We start from the raw sequence: 24,753 nt of genomic DNA, 5'->3' as shown, positions 1-24,753 counted from the left end.
GGAAGCAATCCGATGGCTGCCCTCGGGCCGACACCACGAACTCCCGGAGACCCAAGCAAAGACAGCAGGTACGAACCCTGGATCGCCGCTGTGGTGCTGCCAAGACCGGTCGCGAGGCCTATTGGGCCGACAGTGCGCTGCGGTAGCGGCCGGCTGTCTCTTCCTGGGCGTGGTCGGCGTCGGGCTGCTGGGGCAGGTCGATCTCGATTCGATCGATGGTGCCGGTGAAGGGGAAGTGCTCCGGGTACGGGCCCACGGGGGCGCAGGTGTCGATGCCGACGTCGAGTGTCTCTCCACTCATCGAGAAGATGAAGGGCACGGTGTGCTGGATCTGCCCGCGGGCGACCTCGCTTCCGGCGACGGTCAGGACGACATTGCCGCCGCGTCCGAGTCCGCCCCCGTCGTAGGCGAACTGCACCCCGATCTCGACGGGCCCGGCCGGGAGTTTGTCCGCTGCGCGGATGGTGACGAGGTCACGCCCGAAGTAGTTGTAGAGGTAGGTGGGAGCGCCGTCGTCGAGGTAGAGCGACCATCCCGCCATCGACCCTCCCTGGCAGATGATGACCCCTTCGGCTCCTCCGGGCGGGATCCGGACGTGCGCGCGGAGGTCGAACGATGTGTTCTTCAGGTTGACCGTCGCCAGTTCCGGCATCCGCACATTGTCGGGGTAGAGAGTGAAGTGTGAGATGCCGTCGAGATGGCTGGGCCGGTTGCCAGGCAGTGCCCGGACGACCGTTTCGTCGCTCAGCGGGTACACGTCGTACTTGCGTGCCTCTTCGTCGAACAGCGCTTGCAGCGTGGCCAGCTCGTCCGGGTGCTCGCTTGCCACATCGACCGCCTGGCTGAAGTCGTCACGAACGTCGTACAGCTCCCAGCTCTCTCCCTCACCGAACGGGTGTGCGGCGCTGCGTATCCAGGGCACGCGACCGTGGAAGCAGGCCGCGATCCAGCCGTCGTGGTAGATCGCTCGGTTGCCGAGGATCTCGAAGTACTGCGTCCGCCGCGTCGACGGCGCACCGGCGTGGTCGAAGCTGTAGCGCATGCTGACGCCTTCGATCGGCCGCTGCTCGACGCCGTTCACGTGCGTGGGCGCGCCGACGCCGGCAGCCTCCAGGATCGTCGGAACGACGTCGATCACATGGTGGAACTGGGACCGGAGCTCTCCCCTGCTCGCGAATCCGTTGGGCCATGACACGGCCAGTCCGTTGCGGGTGCCGCCGAAATGGGACGCGATCTGCTTCATCCACTGGAACGGGGCATCGAGAGCCCAGGCCCAACCCGCGTTGTAGTGGTTCTCGCAGCGGGCCGACCCGAAGTCGTCGAGGTGCGCGAGCAGCCAGTCGGGATCTTCCGGGACGCCGTTCTGGAACGATGGCGCGCTCCAGACTCCGTGCAGGGTGCCCTCGGCGGATGCTCCGTTGTCACCGGACAGGTAGAAGAAGATCGTGTTCTCCCACTCCCCCAGGTCCTCGAGCGCCTCGATGAGGCGGGCGATCTGCGCGTCGGTATGCGCGAGGAAGCCCGCGTAGACCTCCATCAGCCGGCACGCGACGGGCTTGTACCGGTCGTCGTAGTCGTCCCACGCCGGAAGCTCGGCGGGGCGGGGCGTGAGGACCGTGCCGGGCGGTACGACGCCGAGCGCGAGCTGGCGGGCGTGGATCTCCTCGCGCAGGGCGTCCCAGCCGTGATCGAACCTACCGCGGAACCTCTCGATCCACTCTGGCCACACGTGGTGCGGGGCGTGGGTGGCTCCAGGTGAGAAGTACAGGAAGACTGGCTTGGCCGGGGCAGAGGTCTTCTGCAGCCGGAGCCACTCGACCGCCCTCGCCGCAAGATCCTCGGTGAGGTGGTAGTCCGGCCGGCCGACGTGAGGCTCCACCGGGGTCGTCTGGTCGTACAGCGCCGGCTCCCATTGCGACACCTCGCCGCCGAGGAACCCGTAGAACCGCTCGAAGCCGAGTCCGGTCGGCCAGCGGTCGAACGGGCCTGCCGGACTCGTCTCCCACATCGGCGTCACATGCGCTTTGCCGAACATCGCGGTTCCGTAGCCGTGCAGCCTGAGGGTCTCGGCAACCGTTGCCGTACTGCGCGGGATCACACCGTCGTAGCCGGGGTACCCATAAGCGATCTCGCAGATCGCCCCCATGTGCACACTGTGATGGTTGCGGCCAGTCAGCAAGGCCGCCCGCGTCGGCGAGCACAGAGCCGTCGTGTGGAACTGGTTGTAGCGCACCCCGTCCGCAGCGACACGATCCAGCGCGGGGGTGGGGATGACCCCGCCAAAGGTGGCCGGCGCACCGAAGCCGACGTCGTCAAGCAGCACAATCACGATGTTCGGAGCGCCGGCCGGTGGCCTCTGGATCATCGACCGGGCAGGAGTCGACTCGCCGGCCAGTCTCCGTACCACCCCGTCGAACGGCGGCTCGGCCCGCGGAATGACCGTCACCCGCGCCACCGCCTGACCGGCACCGGCTCGCCGACCCTGTTCATGGCCTCACCTCTACATCGACAGAACCCGGGCCTTCTCCGCGGCGAACTCGGCCTCGGTGAGGAGGCCCTGCGCCTTGAGCTCGCCGAGCTCCCTGATCTTCGCGATCCGGTCGTCCACCCCGCCGGCACCGGCAGGCGCAGCAGCCGGTTGCGCCTGCTGCTGAGCCGCGGCCTGGGCCGCCGCTTGCTGCTGAGCCGCGGCCTGGTCCGCCGCCTGCTGCTGAGCGGCAGCCTTGTCGGCAGCCCGCCTCTGCACACCACCCGAAACCGCGGTGGCAGTACCAGCGATCACTGCCGTCCGGGCCATCGTCCCCATCAATCCGGGCCGTCCTCTGCGTCGACGCATCGCGCCTTCCCTCCGTCCGCTACCGATCGGCGTCGTCCAGGGCGGCAAGCGCCGCCACGACCGTCTCATGGGGAATCCGTTCCTCCGCGATGAGGCGCCCCTTGGATCCGCGCACAGCCGCCGCCAACTCCGCCGCCCAGGTGTTCTCCCACACGATCGCCAGCGCCGCCGAGCCCGGTTCGAGCCCGCTCGCCGCTTCGGTCAGGTCCTCGGCGCTCAGCAGGTCGAGCGGCTCGTCGTTGACCCGTTGGAACGCATCAGCCACCTCGGAGTCTTCGATCTCCACCACGGCGATCGACCCGTCGGCGTCACGCCGTACCAGCGCGAGGTCGATGACACGCACCGTCCCCGACTCGTGCAGCTTCACCAGGGCGGGAGCCACCTCGCCGTTGAACTCGCCGTCCTCGAACAAGATCACCGCGACGTCGACCGGACCGATCGAATCCGCCTCTAGCTTGGTCACCGAACAACCTCCGAGTCCGCGTAGGTCGACGTGCCGCGATCAGGCAACCGCCATCCGTGAGTCTCTGACGTCATCCTCGCGCGCACCTCACCCGACGTGGATGATCCGTCCGGATAAGAACTCTCAAAGCCTGAAGTAGGCTCCTCCGGGTCCAGCGGGTGAGTTCGAGGAGAGTGGAACGGTCGGTGGCGGGCTTGCCTGAGGTCGTTGCGGCGGTGGCGGCGTGTGTTGCGGCCGTGCTGTCGGGGGCCGCGTTGGTGGTCGGGGGCAAGCGGGACGAGCGGCGGTGGCGGCGGGAGGCGATGACCGACACCTTGGTCGCCTTCCTTGATGCCAGCTTCGCGGGAGCGGGTCAGCGGTCGTACGACGCCAGGCTGCGTGGCGACGACATGACGCCGTTCCGGGCGATCGCAGTCGAGTCGCACCGGCAGCGGATCGAGAGAGTTTGACCCGGCTCAGGTTGCTTGCGCCGGCGGCCGTCGTGACAGCTGCTGAGCGACTTCATGACGCGGACAACGCGGTGCACACGGCTGCGTTGAACGACGTCGTCGTACCCGAGCTGGATCATTGGGCTGAAGTACGTCGCGCCCAGCAGGAGGCACGTGAGCGGCTGTTGACTGCTGCTCGCAACTCGCTGGGGCTTGGTCCGGCGCAACGCATCGGAGGCACGGCGCGGATCACCACCGTCTCAGAGCCGTCGCAGCAGTAGACCGCCGTCACAGGGCGGGTTCATGGCTTGTCTTGGCTTCTAGGTACGTCGGGTGGCGTTGAGCTAGGAGGCCGGATGGGTGGTGGGCGTCGGTGCCGGGGTGGGGCGTTGGTTCTGGGGCGGCTTCTGCGGCTGTGGTTTGGGCGGAATGTGTTGCGGCGGCGGGGGGATCGGGTGAGCGGGCAGTGCTGGTCGGCTTGCTGGTGGCTGGCGTGTTGGCGGTGCCGACGGCGATGGGCAGGTGCGGCAGCCGAAGGAGGCGGCCGACAAGTGCTGCGCTCGGTGGGGCGGTCGCGATGACTTTGGTGATGGTGGTTTGGCCGTTGCTGTGGGCGCTGTTCCGGTTGGCGCGGTGGTCACTCGATCGGCGCCGGGCGCGGGAGTGGGCGCGTGGCTGGGAGCGGGTGGCGCCGCGCTGGATGCGGACCTACTAGCGGAACTTGTGGGTTCTGTCGCGCGCGAATCTTCGGGTCTAGCCTCGGGTGAGGGGTGGTGCCATGGCGATCGTTGGGCAGGTACCGGGGCTGCGGGGGCGGCGCGTCGAGTGTGAGCGGCTCGACCAACTCGTCGGCGCGGTGCGTTCCGGTGAGGGGCAGGTGCTGGTCGTCCGTGGTGAGGCGGGCATCGGCAAGTCGGCCCTGCTCGAGTACCTGGCCGAACGAGCCGAAGGCTGCCGCGTCGCACGAGGGGCCGGGGTCGAGTCGGAGATGGAGATCCCGTTTGCCGGTCTGCACCAGTTGTGCGCGCCGATGCTGGCCCGCCATGACGAGCTGCCGCGTCCACAGAGAGACGCGCTCGCGGTCGCGTTCGGGCTCGAGTTCGGTGGACCGCCGGACAGATTCCTGGTCAGCGCAGCCATCTTGAGCCTGCTGTCGGCCGTGTCCGACAGCAGTCCGCTGCTGTGTGTCATCGACGACGCGCAGTGGCTGGATCAGGCGTCGGTTCAGACACTGACGTTCGTCGGGCGGCGGCTGTTCGCGGACCGCATCGGCATGGTGTTCGCCGTACGCGAGCCGGTGACCGGGCCGGACTGGAGAGGGTTCCCGGAACTGGTGGTCGACGGCCTGGCCGACCACTATGCCGGGGCGCTGCTCGATGCCGTCTTCCCCGGCCGGCTGGACGAGCGTGTGCGGGACCGGATCGTGTCGGAGACCAGGGGCAATCCCCTGGCCCTGATGGAGCTGCCGCGCGGACTGACCGCAGGCGAACTGGCAGGCGGCTTCGAACGGCTGGACGCGCGGCCGCTGACGACGCAGATCGAGCACAACTTCGCCCGAAGACTGCAGGAACTTCCGCCAGACACGCAGCAGTTGCTGCTGACCGCGGCCGCCGACCCGGTAGGCGACGTACCGCTGCTGCTGCGCGCATTGAAGATCCAGAGCGTGCCGGTGACCGCGACCGCGCCTGCCGAAATGGCCGGCTTGATCGACATCGGAGCGCGCGTCCGGTTCCGCCACCCCTTGGTCCGATCGGCGGCAACCCGATCGGCGAACCACGACGACCGTCGTCGAGCCCATCAAGCCCTCGCCGAGGCCACCGATCCGGACCGGGATCCCGACCGCCGGGCCTGGCACCGCGCGTACGGCGCAAGCGGTCCGGACGAGCAGGTCGCCGCCGAACTCGTCGGTTCGGCCGAGCGGGCGCAGGGGCGCGGCGGAAACGCGGCCACAGCAGCCTTCTTGCAGCGAGCGACAGAGCTCACGCCGGACCCTGACCAGCGCGCGAGCCGGGCCTTGGCTGCTGCTCAAGCCACACTGCGCGCGGGCGACTTCACCACTGTGTCGCAGCTGCTGGCCACGGCCACCGAGCGACCGGTGGACGCCGTCCATCAGGCACGGGTGAATCTCGTGCGGGCTCAGGTCGCGTTCTTCTCCGGGCACAGCGTGAACGCCCCGCCGCTGCTCGTCGAGGCCGCCCGCCGGCTCGAGGAGCTCGATGTCGACCTGGCCCGCGACACCTATCTCGACGCGATCGCGGCGTGTCAGTTCCTTGGCCGGATGGCCGGCGGGACCGGTCTCGCCGAGGTGTCCCAGGCGGCCCGGGCGCTCCCGAAGCCGGATCTCAGCCGCAAGCGTGACCTCGTGCTGGAGGGCGCCGCGGCCTTGTTCACGGACGGGTACCCGGCGGCGGTCGCGCCCGTACGGGAGGCTGTCGAGGCGTTCGCTCGTGCGCAAGGACCGCCGGACGCCGACGACATGCGGTGGCTCGGGCATGCGTCGCTGCTGGCCATCAACCTGTGGGACGACGAGTACTGGGACGTGGTGACGGCACGGAACGTCGGGATCGCCCGCGAGCGCGGGGAGCTGACCGAGCTCCCGTACGCGTTGCACCACAGAGTCATGCTCAACCTGTTCGCCGGAGAGATCTCCACGGCGGCTGCGCTGGTCGCCGAGATCCAGACCATCAACGAGGCGACCGGGGCATCGCTGGTGCCGTATGGCGCTGTTGAGCTGGCTGCCTGGCGTGGCGATCCGGACGCGGCGCTTGCGCTGATCCGGAGGAGCAGGGAAGAGGCAGTGACCCGCGGCGAAGGCCTCGGCGTGACCATCGCGCAGTTCGCGCAGTCGGTGCTCCTCAACGGGCTTTCGCAGTACCAGGAGTCGTTGCCGTCGGCCCTTGACGCGATCGCGTATCCGCTCGAGCTCAGCGTCGCGAGTTGGGCACTGCCCGAGCTGGTCGAGTCAGCGGTGCGGAGCGGACGGCCGGAGCTTGCGGCCGACGGGTTCGAGCGGCTGCGCGTGATGACGGAGGCGTGTGGGACGGACTGGGGGCTTGGGGTACTCGCGCGGTCGGCGGCTCTGCTGACTACGGATCCGTCGGCGGCCGAGGCGTCGTACCAAGAAGCCATCGAGCGACTTGGCCGGACGCGGATGCGGATGGATCTCGCCAGGGCTCATCTCCTGTACGGCGAATGGCTTCGGCGGGAGGGGCGACGCCAGGACGCGCGTCAGCAGTTGCGGACGGCACACAAGATGTTCAGCACGTCCGGCGCCGACGCCTTCTCCGACCGCGCAGGCCGCGAACTGGCCGCAACCGGCGAACTGGTCGGCCGCCGCGCCGGCAACGCCCGCGACACTCTCACCGCCCAGGAAGCCCACATCGCCGAACTCGCCGGCGCCGGCCTCACGAATGCCGAGATCGGCGCCCAGATGGTCCTCAGCCAACACACCGTCGAATGGCACCTCCGCAAGGTCTTCACCAAGCTCGGCATCACCTCCCGCCGCCAGCTCCGCCCTTGATCCGCAGGGGAAACGCGCTCGGCTCCCACGCGGTCCTCGCTCAGCCACCTCCGGTGATCTGAGTAGTTCGGCGCATGCGTCGTACCTACAGCGACGACGACGATGTGACGCATGACGAAAACCATTCAGCCGTCTCAGACCGCGGCGTACTACGTGCAGGCTGTGCTGTCCTTCGCCATCTCCGTGATCGCCATGGTCGTCGCCCTCGCCTACCTGCCGGCGGCCGGCTGGGTGCGCGCCTTCCTCGCCCTGGGCCTCCTGTACGTCGTCACCTCGACGATCACCCTCTCGAAGGTCATCCGCGACCGCCAGGAACTCTCCGAAGTCACCAACCGCGTCGACCAGGCCCGCCTCGACAAACTCCTCACCGAACACGACCCCTTCAAGGTCGACCCCTGAAACCAGGCGCACGCCCCCTGATCAGAACGGCGGTTCGGAGGAGGGCGGTGAGGGGGCCGAGGGGGAGGGCGAAGCCTATCCAGAAGGCTAGTTCGATGGGGAGGAGTGCGAAGGCGAGAGGTGCGGCTCGGCGGGTCCAGAGGAGGTAGCCGAGTACCACCTCGGCGACGCAGACGGCCAAGAAGGCCACGAGGAGCGGGACGGTGGTCTCGAGACCGACGGATTCGAAGGGACCGCCGCCGTACGTCGGGAAACCGAGGAACGTCCACACCGTGCCGAACTCAGCCAGGTGCCAGATCGCGTATGCGCATGGTAGGCCGAAGCCGAGGCCCGGGATCCAGGCGAGGACGGCGGCTGTTTTCCACACGGGCAGTGTCAGTAGCGGCGGCGGAGGAAGGCTATGGGGTCGAAGTGGTCGTTGTCGGTGAGGTTGACGAGTTCCCAGCCGAGGGTTTCGAGGAGCTCGACCGCGCTGAGGACGACGTCGAAGGCCTGGTTGCCGAGGTGGCCTTCGGCGGTGAGGGCGATGTAGCGGAACGGGTAGCCCTCGAGGCGGACCTGGCCGCTTAGGACGTAGTCCGCGCGGAACAGGCGCGGCGGGCGCGGTAGTTGCCCTGGTGGCTGGGTCATGGCAAGAGCCTAGAGGGCGCCGGAGATGGCTTTTTTGCGGAGGTCGGAGCGGTAGGCCTCGAGGGCTATCAGCTCGCCGAACATCCGGTTGTAGTCGTCGGCGCGGTCGATCGGGTTGGTGCGCTGGAGCTTGGACTTGAGGTCCTGGATCCGGCGGGCGCAGGTCAGCTCCTGCAAGCGGGCCAGCAGCGCCAGGGCGTAGGCCGCGTCGGGCTCGCGTCCGAGGCGCAACGGGTCCACGGCCAGTGCGCCGACCACGGCCGCGGCCGGATCGTTGCCTACGGCATCGCGTACGGCGACCACCCACGCCTCACCGGGAGGCGCAGCGGACGGGCCGCCCACCTTCGCCATCGCGGAGCGTACGGCGGCCAGCCACGGGTGGGTGAAGTCGTGGTCGTCGAGCTCGTCGAACGCCACGCCCAGCAAGGCCGGGTGCTGCATCGCGACCTTCAGCACGTCCCACTCGATCACGAACCGCTGGTCCCGGGGCGACGGCACATCCACGCGGACGGGCGGCACCGGAGCCTCACCACCGTGAGCCCGATCGCCTCCCGGAGACCGATCCGCGCCGACAGCAGGAGCCGGCCGGGACGCAGCGCGGTAGACCTCCGTGCGAACCTGGTCGACCTCCATCCCGAGGTGCCCGGCGAGCTCACGGGTGAAGGCGTCCACCTTCGACCGGTCCCGGATGCTGACCACCAGCCGCGCCGCGTCACGCAGCGCGTCGATCCGCGTGTCCGCACGGTCCAGGTCGTACTTCGACAGCACGTTCGAGAGCACGAACCGGTACAGCGGAACCCGCCGGCCGATCAGCTCACGGACCGCCGCGTCGCCCTTCTGCAGCCGCAGGTCGCACGGATCCAGCCCGTCCGGCTCCACCGCGACGTACGTCTGCGAGGCGAACGCCTGGTCCCCCGCGAACGCCTTCAACGCCGCCCGCTGCCCGGCCTCGTCACCGTCGAAGGTGAAGATCACCTCGCCGCGGAACTGGTCGTGGTCCAGCAGCAACTGCCGTAGCACCCGCGCGTGGTCGTCGCCGAACGACGTCCCGCAGGTCGCGACCGCGGTCTGGACGCCGGACAGGTGGCAGGCCATCACGTCGGTGTAGCCCTCGACGACGACGGCCTGGCGGCCCTTGGCGATCTCGCGGCGGGCGAGGTCGACGCCGTACAGTACCTTGGACTTCTTGTAGATCGGTGTCTCAGGCGTGTTCAGGTACTTCGCTTCGATCCGGTCGTCGTCGAACAGCCGCCGGGCGCCGAACCCGATCACCTCCGACGTGGCGTCCCGGATCGGCCACATCAGCCGGCCGCGGAACCGGTCGTACAGGCCGCGCTGGCCCTCCGCCGACAGCCCGGACGCGACCAGCTCCGCGTTCGTGAACCCGCGACCGCGCAGGTGGTTGGTCAGCGCCTCCCCGCCGCGCGGCGAGAACCCGACCCCGAAGTGCACCGCCGCGTCCTTGTCGAACCCGCGCTGGTCCAGGAACTGCCGCCCGAGCGTCGCGTCGGCGGCGCCGAACAGCTGCTCGACGTAGTACTCCGCGGCGACCTTGTGCGCCTCGACCAGCCGCGGCCGCTGGTTCCCCGGACCGCGCTGGATCGGCGCGCCGGACTCGTCGTACCGGAGCTGGATCCCGACCTTGGCGGCCAGCGTCTCGACGGCCTCGTGGAAGGTGATCTGGTCGATCTTCTGGATGAAGTCGATGACGTCGCCGCCCTCTTGGCAGCCGAAGCAGTAGAAGAATCCGCGCGACGGGGTGACGTTGAACGAGGGCGACTTCTCGTCGTGGAACGGGCACAACCCCTTCAGGTTCCCGCCGCCGGCGTTCTTCAAGGTCACGTAGGAGCCGACGATGTCGTCGATGCGGGCCCGCTCGCGCACCAGCGCGATGTCCTCGTCCTTGATCCTGCCTGCCACCCCGCGAGTCTACGATCATCGCCAAGGATTCGTCCCCGCGGGACGGCGAACCGCGGCCGGAAGGTCAGGTCAACGCCCCGTCGAGGAAGTGAGTGACCCGCCGCTCCCACTCGCCGGGATCGGTCCGGAGGCCGGCCGTGTGGCCTGCCTGCGGGACGACCCACAGCTCGACAGTGCCGGGCGAGCCCGACCGGATGTACCGGCCCGCGTGTTCCTCGTCCGGTTTCGCACCGCCTGCGATCAGCAGCACCCGGCGGGGAGCCGCTGCGAGGGCTGCCGCCCGCAGCCCGATCGGCGCCTGGGCCGGCGTCAGGAGCGCAGTGGCCTGATAGGTCAGCCACTCGAGGCCTTCCTGCACAGTTCCCCGCCGGCCGTACTCGTCCGACATCCATGCACGGTCCGCCGTCGTCCGGTTGGTCGCACCCTCGGCGACCACCGCGCGAATCCGCGTGTCCGCGGCGGCCGCCCCGATCGCCTCCTCGCCTCCCATCGACAGACCGAGCACACCGATCCGCGCACCGTCGACGTCCGGCCGCGTCGCCAGGTAGGTCACAGCGGCGCCGACGTCGAGGTCGCCGTACCAGCCGAAGTCCATCGCCCGGCCCGCGCTCCGGCCGTGTCCTCGCGCGTCGAAGAGCAGGACGCCGTACCCGTGCCGGGCCAGTACGACGGCATGGTCGAGCACATCCGACCGGGTCGATCCGGCACCGTGCAGCATCGCCACAGCCGCACGGTTCGCGGACGGGATGTACCACCCGGACAAGGTGACGCCGTCAGCGGTGCCGAACTCCACCTCGGTGAACGCGACGCCGCGGCTCCCCGGTGTCTCCGCGCCGACGGCGGTGTCCGGAACATTCGTCACCGCGACCGCCTGGCCGAGCGCCGTCAAGCTGATCAGCAGCACTGACAACAGCACCGGTACGGCGAGGACCCGCCACCAGCCGGGGATCGCACGGACGAGGGCGATTCCACCTGCTCCGATCAGCACCAGTCCGGCAGTCAGACAGACCAACCCGGCCAAGGCGGTCGGGCCGACTCCCGTCTTGACCAAGTGCGGCAGGCCGAGGCCGACCCCGATCGCAGTCGCGACGCATCCGGCCAGGAAGGCGACCGCGCGGAGCATGATGCCTGGCTCGGTCCCGCCCGCCGGCGCACGCGGGCGCTGCCGGCGTACTGGTGGCTGAGATCGAATCGTGCTCATTGCGCTCCTCCACCTGCAACGCTAGGAACACCCGAGCAAGCCGATCAGGGCCGGAGGTCCTGGATTCGCAGGCCGTCGAGGCACCGGTTGTCATGGGCCTGTCCGGACTCGGGCAAGATGGGCGTGTGCCACGTACTCTTCGCCCTGGTCAACGGTCCGAGCTCTTTGTCGTCGATGTCGCGAGTGGTGAGCGGCGGTTGGTGTTCAGCTCGTCGACGGTCTTGTTCGAAGCACCCAACTGGACGCCGCGTGGTGACCTGATCGTCAACGGGAACGGGCGGCTGTTCCGGGTCGACGACGGGCTCGAGGAAATCGAGCTCGGCGGGGTGCCGCCGGTCAACAACGACCATGTGCTGAGCCCGGACGGTACGGCGATCTTCGTGTCGGCGGACGACGGACACCTGTACGCCGTACCGCTCGACGGCAGCGGCGGTCCGCGCAGGGTGAGCAACGATCGCGGGCCCGGGTTCCACCACTATCTGCACGGGGTCTCGCCGGACGGCCGGACGCTCGCGTACATCGGTCTGGAGCACGTGGACGGCCGCCGGATCACCAACGTGTGGACGATCCCGTCGGCCGGTGGCGCGGATGTGCAGGTGACGAACGACGAGCACGCCGACGACGGCTCGGAGTACAGCCCGGACGGGAAGTGGATCTACTTCAACTCCGAGCGAGCCGGGCATGCTCAGCTGTTCCGGATCTCGGTGAGCAGCGGCGAGGCCGAGCAGCTCACGTCCGACGAGCGGGTGAACTGGTTCCCACACCCGGCGCCGGACGGGTCGGCGATCGCCTACGTCAGCTTCCCGCCCGGCACCGAAGGGCATCCCGCGGACATCGACGACGTACGGCTGCGGTTGCTGACGCCGCAGGGCGAGATTCGTGAGATCGCGACGCTGTTCGGCGGCCAGGGCACGATGAACGTGCCGAGCTGGTCGCCGGACAGCGGCTCCTTTGCGTACGTGGCGTATCCGCTTTAGACCTCAGCCAGGTCGATCGAGGTGTCGGCCAGGCGTTCCGGGTCGAGTTGCTTGCCGGAGCGGATCAGGTCCTGGACGGCGTCGATCGCGCCCCAGGTGTTGACGTGCATGCCGGCCAGCAGGCGTCGGTCGTCGTCGAGCCAGAACGCGAGGTAGGCACCCGAGGCCGGGTCGCCGCGCAGCACCACCTGGTACGACGTCCCGCGCGGCACATCACCGGCGTACTCCATGCCCAGGTCGTACTGGTCGGTGAAGAAGAACGGGATCGCGTCGTGCGCGACGTCCTGGCCGAGGATCGCCTTCGCCGCGGACTTCCCGGTGTCCTTCGCGTTCTGCCAGTGCTCGACCCGGACCGGCCGGCCGAACAGCGGATGCTCCCACCGGACCACGTCGCCGGCCGCGTACACGTCCTCCGCCGAGGTGCGCAGGTCCGGCCCGGTGACGATGCCGGAGCCGTTGTCCGGGGTGGCGACCTCGATCCCGGCGTCCGCGGCCAGCTCGGTGTTCGGCTGGACGCCGACGCCGACGATCACCAGGTCCGCCGGGAGCACCTCACCGTCGGAGGTCCGGACCCCGGTCACCTTGTCGTCGCCCTCGAACGCCTCGACGCCAGTGCCGAACTTCAGGGTCACGCCGTGCTGCCGATGCAGGTCGGCGAACAGCTCGCCAACCTGCTCACCGAGTACGCCGGCCAGCGCGGTGGACTGGGGTTCGACCACGGTCACCTCGCAGCCGCGCTCCCGCGCAGCCGACGCGGCCTCGAGTCCGATCCAGCCCGCGCCGACCACGACGACTCGCGGCTTGGCGGCGTACGCGTCGGTCAGCGCCTGTGACTCCTCGGCCGTGCGCAGGTACCTCACTCCCGGCAGGTCGGCGCCCGGTACGTCGAGCCGCCGGACCCGACTTCCGGTTGCGATCAGGAGCTTGCTGTAGGACAGCTGGGAGCCGTCGTCGAGCGTGACGGTGTGGGCCTTGGCGTCGATGCCCGTGACGGTGGTGCCGAGCCGCAGGTCGATGGTGTTGTCGTCGTACCACTGCTGGTCGTGCAGTTGGGCGACGTCGGTCTGGTCCTTGCCGAGCAGGACGCCCTTGGACAACGGTGGTCGCTCGTACGGCAGCTTGGTCTCGCTGCCGATCAGGACGATGCCGCCGGTCCAGCCGTCGTTCCGGAGTTCCTCGGCTGCGGTCGCCCCCGCAAGACTCGCGCCGACGATGACAATCTGCTCTGCATCGGTCATACCCAGACTCTAGTGGCCGGGGCCTTGTGGCGCGCGCGACGCAGGGCTTACCTTTTCACAGGACATCATACGTCCTATGTCCTGCCAGGAGAGCCCATGCCCATGACCCTCCCCGGTCGCCTCGCAGGCACCGCCCTGCTCGCCGCCGGCTTACTGCTGGCAGCCCTCACCGGTCCACCGGTCGCCGCTGCCACACCAGACCCGGCCCCACTGCACGAAGACAGCGTGCTGTTCGAGCAGAAGACGAACGGGTACGCGTGTTTCCGCATTCCGGCGATCGTGCGGGCGGCCAACGGCACGGTGCTCGCGTTCGCCGAGGGCCGGGTCGCGGACTGCGGTGACGACGGCGACATCGACGTCGTACTGCGCAGATCGACCGACGGCGGCAAGACGTGGGGCCCGCTGCAGGTGGTCTCCGAGGGAAGCGGGAGCACTCATGGCAACCCGGTGCCGATTGTCGACAATCGGACTGGCCGGATCGTCCTGGTGACGACCCACAACGGCGCGGCACCCTGTACGAACGGCTGCGACCGCGACCCGTACGTCCAGACCAGTGACGACACCGGCGCGACCTGGACAGCGCCGCGGGAGATGACCGAGGGCAAGCTGCCGAGCTGGAACTTCTGGTACGCGACCGGCCCGATGCACGGCATCCAGATCCAACATGGTCGACATGCGGGTCGTCTGATTGTCGGCGCCAGCTTCGAGTCGTACGACGGCACCGGCGCGCACGTCTACGGCACGCACCTGCTCTACAGCGACGACTCCGGCCAGACCTGGCACATCGGCGCGACCACCTCCCGCGACGACGGTGCCGTCATCGCGCAGGAGGTCACAGTGGTCGAGCTGACCGACGGCCGGATCTACGCGCTGGCACGTGAGCGCGGCACCGACCCGGGCAGCCGCGCGTACGCGGTCAGCAGCGACGGCGGCGAGACCTTCGACCGGCCGTTCCGGACCCTGCCCCGGCTGGTGATGCCCGACGTCCAGGGTTCGTTGCTCCGGTTCAGCGCCCGAAATGAAGGCGATCGGCGTAACCGCATCCTGTTCTCCGCGCCCGCGCATCCGTCCGCGCGTGAGGTGATGACAATCCGGTCGTCGTACGACGAAGCACGCACCTGGGACACCTGGCAGCAGGGCAAGGTCTTCTACTGGGGCCCGACGGCGTACTCCGACATGGTCCGGCTCGACGGTGACCAGGCCGCGCTGCTCTATGAGGCCGGCGTCGCGACGCCGTACGAGTCGATCCGGTACGCGCGGTTCAACGAGGCCTACCTGGCGACGCCGAACGGCACTCCGCCGGGCATCCCCGGTCCGCCCGCGCCGGGTCCGATGACGCCTGACGTCGGTCCCGCGGACAACCCGGCGTACGTGCGCGGCGGGGCGACGGTTGCCGAGGGCAAGTTCGGCACCGGGCTCGCGTTGGACGGGGTGGACGATCGCGTCGAGGTGCCGTTCGACCGGTCGATCGACCTTGGTGCGCAGGACTTCACGATGATGGCGTGGATCAAGTACGGCGCCACCACCGGATCACACGCGATCCTGTGGGCCTTCCGCACCGGCTCGGGGACGACCCCGCAGGTCTGGTTGCGCGCCGAGCCGGAGAGCAACCGGATCCGGGCGCTGATGGCGGTCGATCGCTTCAACATCACGGTGCAGTCGGCGTCGGCGTACAACGACAACCAGTGGCACCACGTCGTTCTCCAGCGCGCTGACGGCAAGCTCCGTCTGCTCGTCGACGGCACCGAGGTCGGCTCGGCGACTGCCCCGCCCGGATCGGTCACGGCCGGCCAGGAGTTCGGCGTTCAGGGCATTCATGTCGGCCAACGCGTCGACGGCGCCAACCGCTTCAACGGCACCGTCGACGAAGTCCGCGTCTACCGCCGCGTCCTCTCCCCCGCCGAGCTCAACCAGATCCGCCTCACCAACAAGCCGATCCGCACCCAGCTCGGCCTGGACCTGCCGTTCACCTCAGTCCGCTGACGGACCGACGAACTGAGCGTGCCAGGCCACGGCTGACGGGTCGGTGAGGGATGCGACCTGGTCGACGACGACGCGCAGCCGGGCGTCGTCGTCGGCCGCCGCGGTGAAGTCGGCTTTGAACGCGGCGTCGAGGTGGGCCGGCCCCGACTTCCACAACGCTTCGACCAACTCGGTCAGGAGCTCGCGCTGGGAGGCTCGGCGGGCTTGGCGTTCCGGGGAGTTGAGGACGTGGAACATGCCGACGCCCTTGAGCAGACCGATCTCGACGCGGGTGCCGTCGGGGACGACCAGGTCGGCCTCGTAGCGGATCAGCCGGGAGCGGCCGAAGACCGCGTGCGTCGCCTGCTCGGCCGCCGTACAGAACCGGCCGATCAGCTGGCTGGTCAGGTCCTTCAACCCGCCGAGCGCTCGCCGGCTGTCGTCGAAGCCGGCACCCGGCCAGTACGGCAGGCTGGTCAGCCGCCGCCAGCCCTCGTCCAGCTCCGCGTCGGTTGCCTCAGGCAAATACAACTGCCGGACGATCTCCCAGTACGGCGCCCGCTCGGCGTCCACCGCCGCCAGGTCGATGTGGTGGGCAACGATCCCGTCCTCGACGTCGTGCACCGAGTACGCGACGTCGTCGGCGAAGTCCATCACCTGCGCTTCCAGGCAGCGCCGCTCACCGACCCCTTGGCGCAACCACGCGAAGACGGCCAGATCGTCGTCGTACACCCCGAACTTGCGCTCGCCCGGACGCCGCGCCCACGGGTACTTCGTCGAGGCGTCCAGCGTGGCCCGGCTCAGATTCAGGCCCACGCTGCGACCGTCCGCGTCGAACGTCTTCGACTCCAGCCGGGTGAGCAGGCGCAGTGTCTGCGCGTTGCCCTCGAACCCGCCGATCTCCGCGGCGACCGCGTCGAGCGCCCGCTCGCCGTTGTGCCCGAACGGCGGATGCCCGAGATCGTGCGACAGGCAGGCCGCGTCGACGATGTCCGGATCGCAGCCGAGCGTCGACGCCAACTCCCGGCCGATCTGCGCGACCTCAAGACTGTGGGTGAGCCGGTTCCGGACGAAGTCGTCGCTACCCGCCGTCACGACCTGCGTCTTGGCCGCCAGCCGACGCAGCGCGGCACTGTGCAGCACGCGCGCGCGATCGCGAGCGAAGGCCGTCCGCCCCGGCCGCTTGACCGGCTCCGGCACCCAGCGCTCTGCGTCGTGCTCGTCGTACCACTCATGCTGCTTCCTCATCACTGCAAACAGTAGCGGTGACCACGGACATTTTTCCTGGCCCACCCCACCGCCCCGGTCAGGCAGTTTCGTGAACACCACAAAAGGAAACCCGGAACAGGACAAGGGTCAGGTCGAGACCGGCATACCCGCTCCGACGTCCCGATCATGACCGAAAGAGAGGAACCAGTCATGAAGGACGCGACGACCACGAACCTGCCTCCCATCGTCGACCGGGAGGCTTTCGAAGCCGAGATCGAGGAACTCCGGGTCCGCGAGAAGGCGCACACCCACGAAGGTGATGCGATCGCCGCGGCCCGCCGCCGGCTGCCGATGGTCGAAGTGGACGCGAGCACCCAGCTGATCGGCCCGAACGGACCGCTGACCCTGCTCGACGCGTTCGAAGGCCGCAAGCAGCTCCTCGCCTACTACTTCATGTGGCACCCAGGCCACCCCGCGGCCGAGCAGTGCCAGGGCTGCACCTGGTGCAACACCCACGTCGCGGAGCTGTCCTACCTGCACTCCCGCGACATCACGTACGCCGTCTTCGCCCAGGGCCCGTACGACGAGGGCCGCCGCTACCACGACTTCATGGGCTGGACGATGCCGTGGTACTCCGCCGCCGACTCCCTCGACACGCTCCTGGTCGGCCGGGTGAAGAACAGCATGCACCTGATCTCCTACGTCCGCGACGGCGACCGGGTGTTCGAGACCTGGTGGACGACCGTGCGCGGCGTCGAGGTGATGGACAACAGCTACTCGCTGATGGACCTCACCGTCTACGGCCGCCGCGAGACGCACGAGGACTCCCCCGAGGGCTGGCCGCAGGAGTTCGAGCCCGGCGGCCTGATCAGCGACGGACGCCCGATGCCGCACTGGTCCCGCCTCGAGGCCGGCCGCAACGACGACCTCACCGCGGACCACTAGGACGGATGCAGTAACGAAGCCAGACAACGCCGCCCTCGAAGACCTCGGTGCCGGCGGGCTCGAGATCCAGCTCGTGCCCGTCGGACCAGCGGCGGCCGGAGCCGACGACGACCGGGTGGACGAGCAGCGCGAGCTCGTCCACCCGGCCGACGTCCAGCAACGCCCGCAGCAGCTCACCACCGGAGTCAACTCGAACAACCCGCACGCCGCGGCGTCCGAGAGTGTCCAGCGCCTCGACCAAATCCACCCGGTCGTAGCCGGTCACGAGCTCGCGGATCGTGCTGTCCACCGGCCGAGCCGGCGTCTGATCGGAGTACAAGGCCAGTACGTCGGACCAGTAGCCGAGCTGCCGTAGCCCCTCCCACGAGCGCACCCGCGCCCGGCTGTCCACGACCGCGAGCAGCGGACCGTCGGAGCGCGGCCCCGGGTGCGGAGCAGACCGTACGGCCTCCTCCTGCGCCAGGATCGTGTCGGCGCCGGTCAGCGTCACGTCCTCCTGCCACAGCGTGGCCAGCGCGTAGAACCGGGCGAGATCCACAGCGAATCCCGACGTCATCCCGTCGAGCGAGACCGCCACCTGAGCCACCACATGAGGCCGCATGCCGCCCAAGCTAGGTGAGCCCACCGACAATCCGGATCTTGCAGAGACTTCTCTGCAGAGACTACTCTGCAACTATGCGACGGATCGATGCCCGCAGCCTGCGCGGACTTGCGCACCCGCTCCGGATGAACATCCTGGAGGCCCTGGAGCTCGACGGCCCGGCCACCTCGACCACCCTGTCCGAGCGACTGGGCGAGAACACCGGCACGATCAGCTGGCACCTGCGCCTGCTCGCCGAGCACGGCTACATCGAGGAGGACGTCGAGCGCGGCACCAAGCGCGAGCGCTGGTGGCGGATCCCGGGCCGGACCGTCCTGGACCCGGCCGAGTTCCGCGACGACCCCGAGACCAGCGGCGCGCTCGACGTCTACCTCCGGCACTTGGTCGAGCGGTACTTCGACCGCGTCCGGACGTACGTCGACGAGAACTGGCCGGGCGAGTGGCAGCACGCAGCAGCGCTGTCCGACTGGCGCGATCTCCGGCTCACGCCGGAGCAACTCACCGCCCTCAACGAGGAGCTCGGCGAGGTCATCGACCGTTACACCAAGGTCGCACCAGCCGGCGACAACGCCGAGCGGGTCATCGTCCAGCTCCAGTCGTTCCCGCGACGGTCGGCCGACGACGAGACCGACCGGTCATGAGCCTCCTCCGGCGGCACCGCGACTTCCGACTGCTCTGGTTCGGGGAGACGATCAACCGGTTCGGCAGCGCGACCTCGGCGGTCGCACTGCCGCTGGTCGCCATCTCGCTGCTCGACGCCAGCACCTTCGAGGTCGGCGTACTCACTGCCGCCGCATGGGCACCCTGGCTCCTGATCGGTCTCCCGGTCGGCGCCTGGGTCGACCAACGCCACCGCCGTCCGCTCCTCCTCGGCAGCTCGGCCGCATCCTTCCTCCTGCTGGCGGCCATCCCCGTCGCGGCCTGGCTCGACATCCTCACGATCCACCTGCTGCTGACAGTCGCCCTCCTCACGGGAGCGGCCGCCGTCGTCTTCCAGACCGCCTACACCGCCTACCTGCCGACGCTGCTCGACCCGGCCGACCACTCCGAGGGCAACGCCAAACTCCACGGCAGCGCGTCCGCCGCCCAGCTCGCCGGCATGGGCTGCGGCGGCCTCGTCGTCCAGTACGCCGGACCAGCCAACGCGATGCTTGTCGACGCCACCACGTTCCTGATCGCGCTCGCCTGCCTGGCCGCGATCCGCTTTCGGGAGCGCCGTACGACGGAAGGCCGTCGAGCCGGCCTGATCCGGGAAGGGATCGGGCTCGTCGCACGTGACGTGTGGCTGCGGACGCTGACGATCTTCGGGGCGGTCTCGAACCTCGCGCTGATGGGCTACCAGGCCATCATCGTCGTCTTCCTGGTCCGCGAGGTGGGACTGTCCGCAGGCACGGTCGGCGCGTTGATCGCCGCGGCGACGAGCGGTGGCATTCTCGGCGCGTTCCTCGGCCGCCGTCTGGCCGCTCGCTTCGGCACCGCACGGGCGCTGCTGCTGTGCGAGCTTGGCCTGCCGACGCTCGCGCTGCTGATCCCGCTGAGCAGCGTCAGGCCGTGGCTGTACCTCGTCGGCGGCTTCGGCGTCAGCCTGGGGGTCGTCGGCGGCAACGTCATCAAGGCGACGTTCCAGCAGTCCTACTGCCCGCCGGAACTGCTTGGCCGACTCACCGCGACAGCGTCGTTCCTGAACTACGGGACGATCCCGCTCGGCGCACTGATCGGCGGAACGCTCGGCGAGCTGCTCGGTCTCGGCCCGGCGCTCTGGATCACCACAGCCGGCGTCCCGCTAGCAGGCCTGGTCCTCCTGTGCTCGCCGATGCGGGGACGGCGCGATCTGCCGGCCTACCAGGGCAGCGCCGACCCGGTCGCCGACTCCAGCCGGGTCCGGATCGACTGACGCGCCTGGTCGTAGCCGGCCTGGTTGTCGTGCAGGATCGACGCCAGGTTCGCGGCCTCGTAGTACGCGTTCAGGTCGAAGGCCAGCTGCGCCGGGTCCGCGTCCAGCTCGCCACGCTCGACCGCTTCGCGAACGACGTCCTCCATCAGGTCCATCCACTCGCGGTGCACCCCGGCCAGCGCCTCGTGGACGGCTCCCCCGCGGGCGGCGTACTCGTGGGAGACCTTCTGGAAGAAGCAGCCGCCGGGGAACACCCGGCGCCGCGAGTAGTCCAGCCAGCACTCACTCATTCGCCACACCCGCTCGAGCCCAGGCTCGAACTTGAACGCCGGGACGACCACCTCGTCCGCGTAGATCCGGCGCGCGGCCCGGATGGTCGCGAGCTGCAACTCCTCCTTCGAGCCGAAGTGGGCGAACAGCCCGCTCTTGCTGATTCCGAGCTCGGTCGCCAGCCGCCCGATCGACAGCCCTTCCAGCCCGTCGACCGAGGCGATGTCGACCGCCCGGCGCAGCACGGCGCGGCGGGTCTGGTCACCGCGCGCCAACCGCCCGTCCACCTTCTCCACCCCGCGATCCTATTCCGCTTGACCATCGGCCTTGTTCAAACTAATAATACGACCGTTCGTATTGTTTGCCAGCCGAGGAGCGAGATGACAGACATGACAACTGCGGTCGGGGCGGGACTGCGGGCGATCGGCGCGGTAGCACCGCGGCTGGCCGGGCGGGTCGCATTCGAGTTGTGGCGGCGGCCGCTGGCGCGCGGGCGAGTCCGCGAGGCGGAGCAGGAGATCCACGCGGCCGCCCGGGTCGAGATCGTCGACGGAATCGTCACCTACGCCTGGGGCGACGGGCGCCGACCGGTGCTGCTCGTGCACGGTTGGCGCTCCCGCGCGTCGAGGTACGCCGCCTTCGTCACCAGACTGCTCGAGCTCGGCTACAGCCCGGTCTCGTACGACGGCCCCGGGCACGGCGACTCGACCGTCCCGATGGGGACGATCCTCGACCACCGGCGGATCATCACCGAGCTCGCCGGGAAGCACGGCGCCTTCGAGGGCGTGATCGCCCACTCGCTCGGTGTCCCGTTCGCCCTGTACGCCGTGCGCCAGGGGGTCGCCGCCGGGCGGATCGTGTCGATCAGCGGGTTCGCGGACTTCGGCTACCTGGTCGAGAAGTTCAGTCGCGAGCTCGGGCTGAAGGCCGGTGTGCAGAAGGAGTTGAAGAGGTCGATCGAGCGCCGGCTGTTCGACGGCGATCCGGAGATCTGGACCAAGTACTCGGTCGGGCCGGGCGCCGCCGAGTTGCTGGTGATCCACAACGACGTGGACGACGTGGTGGATCCGGCGCAGGTCGACGTACTGCTGGCGTCGTACGGGCCGAACGCTCGCTTCTCGGGCAAGACCGGCCTCGGCCACGGCCGGATCCTGTCGGACCCGGCCGTGATCGAGGAGGCCGTGGCGTTCCTAGATGTCGCGGAACGTCTCGATCTGGGCGCCTAGCGAGTTGAGCCGGGTGGCCAGGTCCTCGTAGCCGCGGTTGATGACGTAGACGCTGCGCAGCACCGACGTACCCTTCGCCGCCATCATCGCGATCAGCGTGACCACGGCCGGCCGGAGCGCCGGCGGGCACATGATCTCGGCGCCGGAGAAGTGCGTCGGGCCCTCGACCATCACCCGGTGCGGGTCGAGCAGCTTGACCCGGCCACCCAACTTGTTCAGGTCGGTCAGGTAGATCGCGCGGTTCTCGTAGACCCAGTCGTGGATCAGCGTCTGCCCGGTCGCGGTCGCCGCGATCACCGCGAAGAACGGCAGGTTGTCGATGTTCAGGCCGGGGAACGGCATCGGGTGGATCTTGTCGATCGGCGCGTGCAGCCGCGACGGCCGGGTGGTTAGGTCGACCAGCCGGGTCCGGCCGTTCTCGGCCAGGTACTCCGCGCTGCGGCTGTAGTCGAGGCCCATCTCCTCCAGCAGCGCCAGCTCGATCTCCAGGAACTCGATCGGCGCCCGCCGGATGGTGATCTCCGACTTGGTCACGATCGCCGCGGTGAGCAGGCTCATCGCCTCGATCGGGTCCTCCGACGGCGCGTAGTCGACGTCCACGTCGATCTCGGCCCTGCCGTGCACCGTGAGCGTCGTGGTGCCGATGCCGTCGATCTGCACGCCGAGCAGGTCGAGGTAGAAGCACAGGTCCTGGACCATGTAGTTCGAGCTCGCGTTGCGGATCACCGTGACACCGTCGTACCGGGCCGCGGCCATGATCGCGTTCTCGGTCACGGTGTCGCCGCGCTCGGTCAGCACGATCGGCTTGCCCGGCGTCACCGCGCGATTCACCATCGCGTGGTACTCGCCGCCGGTCGCCTTCACGTCCAGGCCGAACGGCCGCAGCGCCGCCATGTGCGGCTCGACCGTCCGGGTGCCGAGGTCGCAGCCACCGGCGTACGGGAGCTGGAAGGTGTCCTCGCGGTGCAGCAGCGGGCCGAGGAACATGATGATCGAGCGGGTACGGCGGGCCGCCTCGGCATCCATCGCGGCCAGGTCCAGGTGGGCCGGCGGGACGATCTCCAGGTCGCCGGCGTCGTTGAGCCAGGTGGTCCGGACGCCGATCGAGTTGAGCACCTCGAGCAGTCGGTTGACCTCTTCGATCCGGGCGACCTTGCGCAGCGTGGTGCGGCCCTTGTTCAGCAGGCTGGCGCACAGCAGCGCGACGCCGGCGTTCTTGCTGGACTTGACGTCGATCGCCCCGGACAACTGCCGGCCGCCGGCCACGCGCAGGTGGACCGGGCCGCCGCCGAGAGAGACAATTTCAGAGTCGAGTGCCTCGCCGATCCGGGCGAGCATCTCCAGGGTGAGGTTCTGATGACCCTTCTCGATCCTGTTCACCGCACTCTGGCTGGTGTTCAGTACGTCTGCGAGTTGCGCCTGTGTCCACCCGCGGTGCTTGCGGGCGTCCCGGATGAGATTGCCGATCCGGCTCAGGTAGTCATCAGTCATGCGCGGGACCTTATCTCACATGTGAGATACCCCAGCACCGACCCGCCGTGACCAGCGTAGCCAATGTCACGCCGGCCCGATCACCGCCCCCTCGGCCGCTGACAGCACAGCAAAGTCTCGCCCCCTACAGTCCGTCGAGACGCCCGCCGCCTAGAGTTACCCCAACTCCCGCCGCCACCCGGAGAGGACCCTGCAGATGGCCGATGACACCTCCGCCGCGGTGGTGAACGAGTTCGAGGCGGAGTCGTGGCCGCTGGAAGCGGCGGCGGACAGCCTGCACCAGGTGATCGACGGCTTCCAGAACGGCGACACCCGGCCGCTGGTCATCGGCGACGGCGACCAGCCGGTCCTGGTGGTGCTCGCGATCGCCGACCTGGCCGACTTCCGGGCCCGGATCGCGGAGCTGCTGGCGAACCCGGTGGACGCCGGCTGGCTGCGCTACTACCTGCGCTCGCACTTCGACATGAGCTCGGAGCGGCTGGTCGAGCTGCTCGGCGTCGACGCCGACCACGGCCTGTCCTCGCTGGCCAGCCAGGTCAACGTCGAGCAGGCCGCCGTACTGATGCCTGATCATCTGCGCCGGACCGAGGCCGGCGGGAACCCGCTGATGCTGATCGGCGACGGGATGATGGCGAGCGCGGCGCTGCTCGCGTTCCCGGCGTTCCAGGTGCTGCTCGCGATGGAGAGCGACGGCAAGGTCGACGACGACTCCTGCGCGCACGACGACGACGAGAAGCCGACCACGCCGCTCGAGGTGCTGGCCGAGCGGCTCGGTCCGGTGGCGACCCAGCTGGTCGCGCAGATCAACGCCGGCCGCGAGCCCGGCCTGCCGCGGTACGAGCTGCACTTCGAGGACGACCTGGTCGAGCACCTGCGCGACCTGGAGGCGCGTGCGGAGAAGGCGCCGGGCGGCGGTGCGCACGACGAGCTGAACGACCTGCTGCACCAGTTCGACCAGATGCGCAGCGGGCTGGTCGAGGTCGAGGAGGACGACGAGCCGGGCGAGGCGCCGTACCTGGAGGCGACCGATCTCAAGGCGGCGTTCCCGGAGCTGCGGGACAACTTCCGCGGCGGCTCCGACGACCCGTACCTGGTCGGCCTCGACGGCCGGCCGCTCGCCGGGCTGATCACCTTCGACCTGTACGAGGAGCTGCAGAAGGTCTCGGTCGAGTTGGACGGCACCGACGAGGCGCCGGTGCTTCCGCTGCCCGCGCCGCGCTGGGAGCACGGTCCGCGGATGCTGCCGTTCGAGGCCGCGGTCGAGGTGTGCGAGGCGGTCATCGAGGACATCTCGAACGGCGAGGCCTCAATGGTCTTCGTCGAAGACGAGGACGGCGAGCCCGAACTCGTCCTGGCCCCCATCGTCTGGCTCTGGGCCTACGTAGACCACCTCAACCTGGAAGCCGCCGACGCCTGACGTCCCTCCCCCGCCCGATGCGTTCGAGGGGATATCCGTTCGCAGGCAGCCTTCTCCCCTCGTGTGGGAGCAGAGAAGGCACGCGCCGAGGGGTTATCCCCTCGAAGGCGACCGGGGCGGGAGGGG

24 protein-coding genes are annotated in these 24,753 nt (G+C 69.3%); 12 read left to right on the top strand and 12 right to left on the bottom strand.

Going from position 1 to position 24,753, the window contains the following annotated elements; translation table 11 throughout:
* Positions 1 to 118 precede the first annotated feature (118 nt).
* From ACIBGM_RS36895 to ACIBGM_RS36885, 3 genes are read right to left on the bottom strand one after another with little or no spacing between them, the layout of a single operon-like run.
* On the bottom strand, positions 119 to 2,446 hold the full coding sequence (locus ACIBGM_RS36895) for an arylsulfatase (RefSeq protein WP_396388191.1): 2,328 nt from the start codon (positions 2,444 to 2,446) through the stop codon (positions 119 to 121).
* Positions 2,447 to 2,500: 54 nt separating this feature from the next.
* A complete protein-coding gene (locus tag ACIBGM_RS36890; protein WP_396388189.1) occupies positions 2,501 to 2,797 on the bottom strand; it encodes an SHOCT domain-containing protein in 297 nt (98 codons plus the stop codon).
* A gap of 58 nt (positions 2,798 to 2,855) precedes the next feature.
* A complete protein-coding gene (locus ACIBGM_RS36885; protein ID WP_360537043.1) occupies positions 2,856 to 3,299 on the bottom strand; it encodes a DUF6325 family protein in 444 nt (147 codons plus the stop codon).
* Positions 3,300 to 3,493: 194 nt separating this feature from the next.
* On the opposite strand from ACIBGM_RS36885, the gene ACIBGM_RS36880 reads away from it, so the two are divergent.
* The 5 genes from ACIBGM_RS36880 to ACIBGM_RS36860 all read left to right on the top strand — a co-directional run bounded on the left by ACIBGM_RS36880 (position 3,494) and on the right by ACIBGM_RS36860 (position 7,646).
* On the top strand, positions 3,494 to 3,748 hold the full coding sequence (locus ACIBGM_RS36880; RefSeq protein WP_360537041.1) for a hypothetical protein: 255 nt from the start codon (positions 3,494 to 3,496) through the stop codon (positions 3,746 to 3,748).
* Positions 3,745 to 4,008, top strand: a complete 264-nt coding sequence (locus tag ACIBGM_RS36875) for a hypothetical protein (RefSeq protein WP_396388188.1) — start codon at positions 3,745 to 3,747, stop codon at positions 4,006 to 4,008. Before ACIBGM_RS36880 ends, ACIBGM_RS36875 begins: the two co-directional genes overlap by 4 nt.
* A gap of 296 nt (positions 4,009 to 4,304) precedes the next feature.
* Positions 4,305 to 4,442, top strand: coding sequence for a hypothetical protein (locus ACIBGM_RS36870; RefSeq protein ID WP_360537037.1), 138 nt, complete (start codon positions 4,305 to 4,307; stop codon positions 4,440 to 4,442).
* 63 nt (positions 4,443 to 4,505) lie between these two features.
* Entirely contained in the window at positions 4,506 to 7,247 is a 2,742-nt protein-coding gene (locus tag ACIBGM_RS36865; protein ID WP_396388187.1) for an AAA family ATPase, read from the top strand.
* Positions 7,248 to 7,358: 111 nt separating this feature from the next.
* Positions 7,359 to 7,646, top strand: coding sequence for a YiaA/YiaB family inner membrane protein (locus tag ACIBGM_RS36860; RefSeq protein ID WP_360537033.1), 288 nt, complete (start codon positions 7,359 to 7,361; stop codon positions 7,644 to 7,646).
* Here ACIBGM_RS36860 and ACIBGM_RS36855 read toward each other — a convergent pair.
* The 4 genes from ACIBGM_RS36855 to ACIBGM_RS36840 all read right to left on the bottom strand — a co-directional run bounded on the left by ACIBGM_RS36855 (position 7,630) and on the right by ACIBGM_RS36840 (position 11,397).
* On the bottom strand, positions 7,630 to 8,013 hold the full coding sequence (locus ACIBGM_RS36855; RefSeq protein ID WP_396388186.1) for a hypothetical protein: 384 nt from the start codon (positions 8,011 to 8,013) through the stop codon (positions 7,630 to 7,632). The genes ACIBGM_RS36860 and ACIBGM_RS36855 overlap by 17 nt on opposite strands.
* Positions 8,014 to 8,021: 8 nt before the next feature.
* Positions 8,022 to 8,276: a hypothetical protein gene (locus ACIBGM_RS36850; protein ID WP_360537031.1), complete on the bottom strand. Its 255-nt coding sequence runs from the start codon at positions 8,274 to 8,276 to the stop codon at positions 8,022 to 8,024.
* 9 nt (positions 8,277 to 8,285) lie between these two features.
* On the bottom strand, positions 8,286 to 10,196 hold the full coding sequence (gene dnaG, locus ACIBGM_RS36845) for a DNA primase (RefSeq protein ID WP_360537029.1): 1,911 nt from the start codon (positions 10,194 to 10,196) through the stop codon (positions 8,286 to 8,288).
* 64 nt (positions 10,197 to 10,260) lie between these two features.
* Positions 10,261 to 11,397, bottom strand: a complete 1,137-nt coding sequence (locus ACIBGM_RS36840) for an alpha/beta hydrolase (RefSeq protein WP_396388185.1) — start codon at positions 11,395 to 11,397, stop codon at positions 10,261 to 10,263.
* Positions 11,398 to 11,522: 125 nt separating this feature from the next.
* Here ACIBGM_RS36840 and ACIBGM_RS36835 point away from each other — a divergent pair, with 125 nt between their 5' ends.
* Positions 11,523 to 12,374, top strand: coding sequence for a biopolymer transporter Tol (locus ACIBGM_RS36835; protein ID WP_360537025.1), 852 nt, complete (start codon positions 11,523 to 11,525; stop codon positions 12,372 to 12,374).
* On the opposite strand, the gene ACIBGM_RS36830 is transcribed toward ACIBGM_RS36835, so the two are convergent.
* Positions 12,371 to 13,612 (bottom strand): FAD/NAD(P)-binding oxidoreductase, encoded by a 1,242-nt coding sequence (locus ACIBGM_RS36830; protein WP_360537023.1) that lies wholly within the window; start codon positions 13,610 to 13,612, stop codon positions 12,371 to 12,373. The genes ACIBGM_RS36835 and ACIBGM_RS36830 overlap by 4 nt on opposite strands.
* Positions 13,613 to 13,708: 96 nt before the next feature.
* On the opposite strand from ACIBGM_RS36830, the gene ACIBGM_RS36825 reads away from it, so the two are divergent.
* Complete coding sequence (locus ACIBGM_RS36825; RefSeq protein WP_396388184.1) at positions 13,709 to 15,595, top strand: exo-alpha-sialidase; 1,887 nt, start codon at positions 13,709 to 13,711, stop codon at positions 15,593 to 15,595.
* Here ACIBGM_RS36825 and ACIBGM_RS36820 read toward each other — a convergent pair.
* A complete protein-coding gene (locus ACIBGM_RS36820; RefSeq protein ID WP_396388183.1) occupies positions 15,584 to 16,822 on the bottom strand; it encodes a deoxyguanosinetriphosphate triphosphohydrolase in 1,239 nt (412 codons plus the stop codon). The genes ACIBGM_RS36825 and ACIBGM_RS36820 overlap by 12 nt on opposite strands.
* A 171-nt stretch (positions 16,823 to 16,993) precedes the next feature.
* On the opposite strand from ACIBGM_RS36820, the gene ACIBGM_RS36815 reads away from it, so the two are divergent.
* Positions 16,994 to 17,728, top strand: coding sequence for a DUF899 family protein (locus ACIBGM_RS36815; RefSeq protein WP_360537017.1), 735 nt, complete (start codon positions 16,994 to 16,996; stop codon positions 17,726 to 17,728).
* On the opposite strand, the gene ACIBGM_RS36810 is transcribed toward ACIBGM_RS36815, so the two are convergent.
* Positions 17,712 to 18,329 carry a dihydrofolate reductase family protein gene (locus ACIBGM_RS36810; RefSeq protein ID WP_360537015.1) on the bottom strand — a complete coding sequence of 206 codons (618 nt, stop codon included), beginning with the start codon at positions 18,327 to 18,329 and terminating at the stop codon, positions 17,712 to 17,714. The genes ACIBGM_RS36815 and ACIBGM_RS36810 overlap by 17 nt on opposite strands.
* Positions 18,330 to 18,403: 74 nt before the next feature.
* Between ACIBGM_RS36810 and ACIBGM_RS36805 the strand changes: the two genes are divergently transcribed.
* Positions 18,404 to 18,970 carry a winged helix-turn-helix domain-containing protein gene (locus tag ACIBGM_RS36805; RefSeq protein ID WP_360537013.1) on the top strand — a complete coding sequence of 189 codons (567 nt, stop codon included), beginning with the start codon at positions 18,404 to 18,406 and terminating at the stop codon, positions 18,968 to 18,970.
* Positions 18,967 to 20,223, top strand: a complete 1,257-nt coding sequence (locus ACIBGM_RS36800; RefSeq protein WP_360537011.1) for an MFS transporter — start codon at positions 18,967 to 18,969, stop codon at positions 20,221 to 20,223. The genes ACIBGM_RS36805 and ACIBGM_RS36800 overlap by 4 nt, the downstream gene beginning before the upstream one ends.
* On the opposite strand, the gene ACIBGM_RS36795 is transcribed toward ACIBGM_RS36800, so the two are convergent.
* A complete protein-coding gene (locus ACIBGM_RS36795; RefSeq protein ID WP_360537009.1) occupies positions 20,169 to 20,789 on the bottom strand; it encodes a TetR/AcrR family transcriptional regulator in 621 nt (206 codons plus the stop codon). The genes ACIBGM_RS36800 and ACIBGM_RS36795 overlap by 55 nt on opposite strands.
* 84 nt (positions 20,790 to 20,873) lie before the next feature.
* Here ACIBGM_RS36795 and ACIBGM_RS36790 point away from each other — a divergent pair, with 84 nt between their 5' ends.
* Complete coding sequence (locus ACIBGM_RS36790; protein WP_396388182.1) at positions 20,874 to 21,719, top strand: alpha/beta hydrolase family protein; 846 nt, start codon at positions 20,874 to 20,876, stop codon at positions 21,717 to 21,719.
* Here the strand turns inward: ACIBGM_RS36790 and ACIBGM_RS36785 are convergent.
* Positions 21,684 to 23,210 (bottom strand): UDP-N-acetylglucosamine 1-carboxyvinyltransferase, encoded by a 1,527-nt coding sequence (locus ACIBGM_RS36785; RefSeq protein ID WP_360537005.1) that lies wholly within the window; start codon positions 23,208 to 23,210, stop codon positions 21,684 to 21,686. The two genes, ACIBGM_RS36790 and ACIBGM_RS36785, sit on opposite strands and share 36 nt — an antisense overlap.
* A 196-nt stretch (positions 23,211 to 23,406) precedes the next feature.
* Here ACIBGM_RS36785 and ACIBGM_RS36780 point away from each other — a divergent pair, with 196 nt between their 5' ends.
* Positions 23,407 to 24,627 carry a hypothetical protein gene (locus ACIBGM_RS36780; protein WP_360537003.1) on the top strand — a complete coding sequence of 407 codons (1,221 nt, stop codon included), beginning with the start codon at positions 23,407 to 23,409 and terminating at the stop codon, positions 24,625 to 24,627.
* Positions 24,628 to 24,753 lie beyond the last annotated feature (126 nt).

The sequence above is a fragment of the Kribbella sp. NPDC050470 genome (assembly GCF_044458365.1).
Lineage (GTDB): Bacteria > Actinomycetota > Actinomycetes > Propionibacteriales > Kribbellaceae > Kribbella.
This window is presented reverse-complemented; position numbering and strand designations above follow the sequence as displayed.

What these genes read in the sequence shown, in the direction of transcription:
- ACIBGM_RS36890 (WP_396388189.1), bottom strand. Translation starts at nt 2,797, where the DNA reads ATGGCCCGGACGGCAGTGATCGCTGGTACTGCCACCGCGGTTTCGGGT.
- ACIBGM_RS36870 (WP_360537037.1), top strand. Translation starts at nt 4,305, where the DNA reads ATGACTTTGGTGATGGTGGTTTGGCCGTTGCTGTGGGCGCTGTTCCGG.
- ACIBGM_RS36865 (WP_396388187.1), top strand. Translation starts at nt 4,506, where the DNA reads ATGGCGATCGTTGGGCAGGTACCGGGGCTGCGGGGGCGGCGCGTCGAG.
- ACIBGM_RS36860 (WP_360537033.1), top strand. Translation starts at nt 7,359, where the DNA reads ATGACGAAAACCATTCAGCCGTCTCAGACCGCGGCGTACTACGTGCAG.
- ACIBGM_RS36850 (WP_360537031.1), bottom strand. Translation starts at nt 8,276, where the DNA reads ATGACCCAGCCACCAGGGCAACTACCGCGCCCGCCGCGCCTGTTCCGC.
- ACIBGM_RS36840 (WP_396388185.1), bottom strand. Translation starts at nt 11,397, where the DNA reads ATGAGCACGATTCGATCTCAGCCACCAGTACGCCGGCAGCGCCCGCGT.
- ACIBGM_RS36830 (WP_360537023.1), bottom strand. Translation starts at nt 13,612, where the DNA reads ATGACCGATGCAGAGCAGATTGTCATCGTCGGCGCGAGTCTTGCGGGG.
- ACIBGM_RS36825 (WP_396388184.1), top strand. Translation starts at nt 13,709, where the DNA reads ATGCCCATGACCCTCCCCGGTCGCCTCGCAGGCACCGCCCTGCTCGCC.
- ACIBGM_RS36820 (WP_396388183.1), bottom strand. Translation starts at nt 16,822, where the DNA reads ATGAGGAAGCAGCATGAGTGGTACGACGAGCACGACGCAGAGCGCTGG.
- ACIBGM_RS36815 (WP_360537017.1), top strand. Translation starts at nt 16,994, where the DNA reads ATGAAGGACGCGACGACCACGAACCTGCCTCCCATCGTCGACCGGGAG.
- ACIBGM_RS36810 (WP_360537015.1), bottom strand. Translation starts at nt 18,329, where the DNA reads ATGCGGCCTCATGTGGTGGCTCAGGTGGCGGTCTCGCTCGACGGGATG.
- ACIBGM_RS36805 (WP_360537013.1), top strand. Translation starts at nt 18,404, where the DNA reads ATGCGACGGATCGATGCCCGCAGCCTGCGCGGACTTGCGCACCCGCTC.
- ACIBGM_RS36800 (WP_360537011.1), top strand. Translation starts at nt 18,967, where the DNA reads ATGAGCCTCCTCCGGCGGCACCGCGACTTCCGACTGCTCTGGTTCGGG.
- ACIBGM_RS36790 (WP_396388182.1), top strand. Translation starts at nt 20,874, where the DNA reads ATGACAGACATGACAACTGCGGTCGGGGCGGGACTGCGGGCGATCGGC.
- ACIBGM_RS36785 (WP_360537005.1), bottom strand. Translation starts at nt 23,210, where the DNA reads ATGACTGATGACTACCTGAGCCGGATCGGCAATCTCATCCGGGACGCC.
- ACIBGM_RS36780 (WP_360537003.1), top strand. Translation starts at nt 23,407, where the DNA reads ATGGCCGATGACACCTCCGCCGCGGTGGTGAACGAGTTCGAGGCGGAG.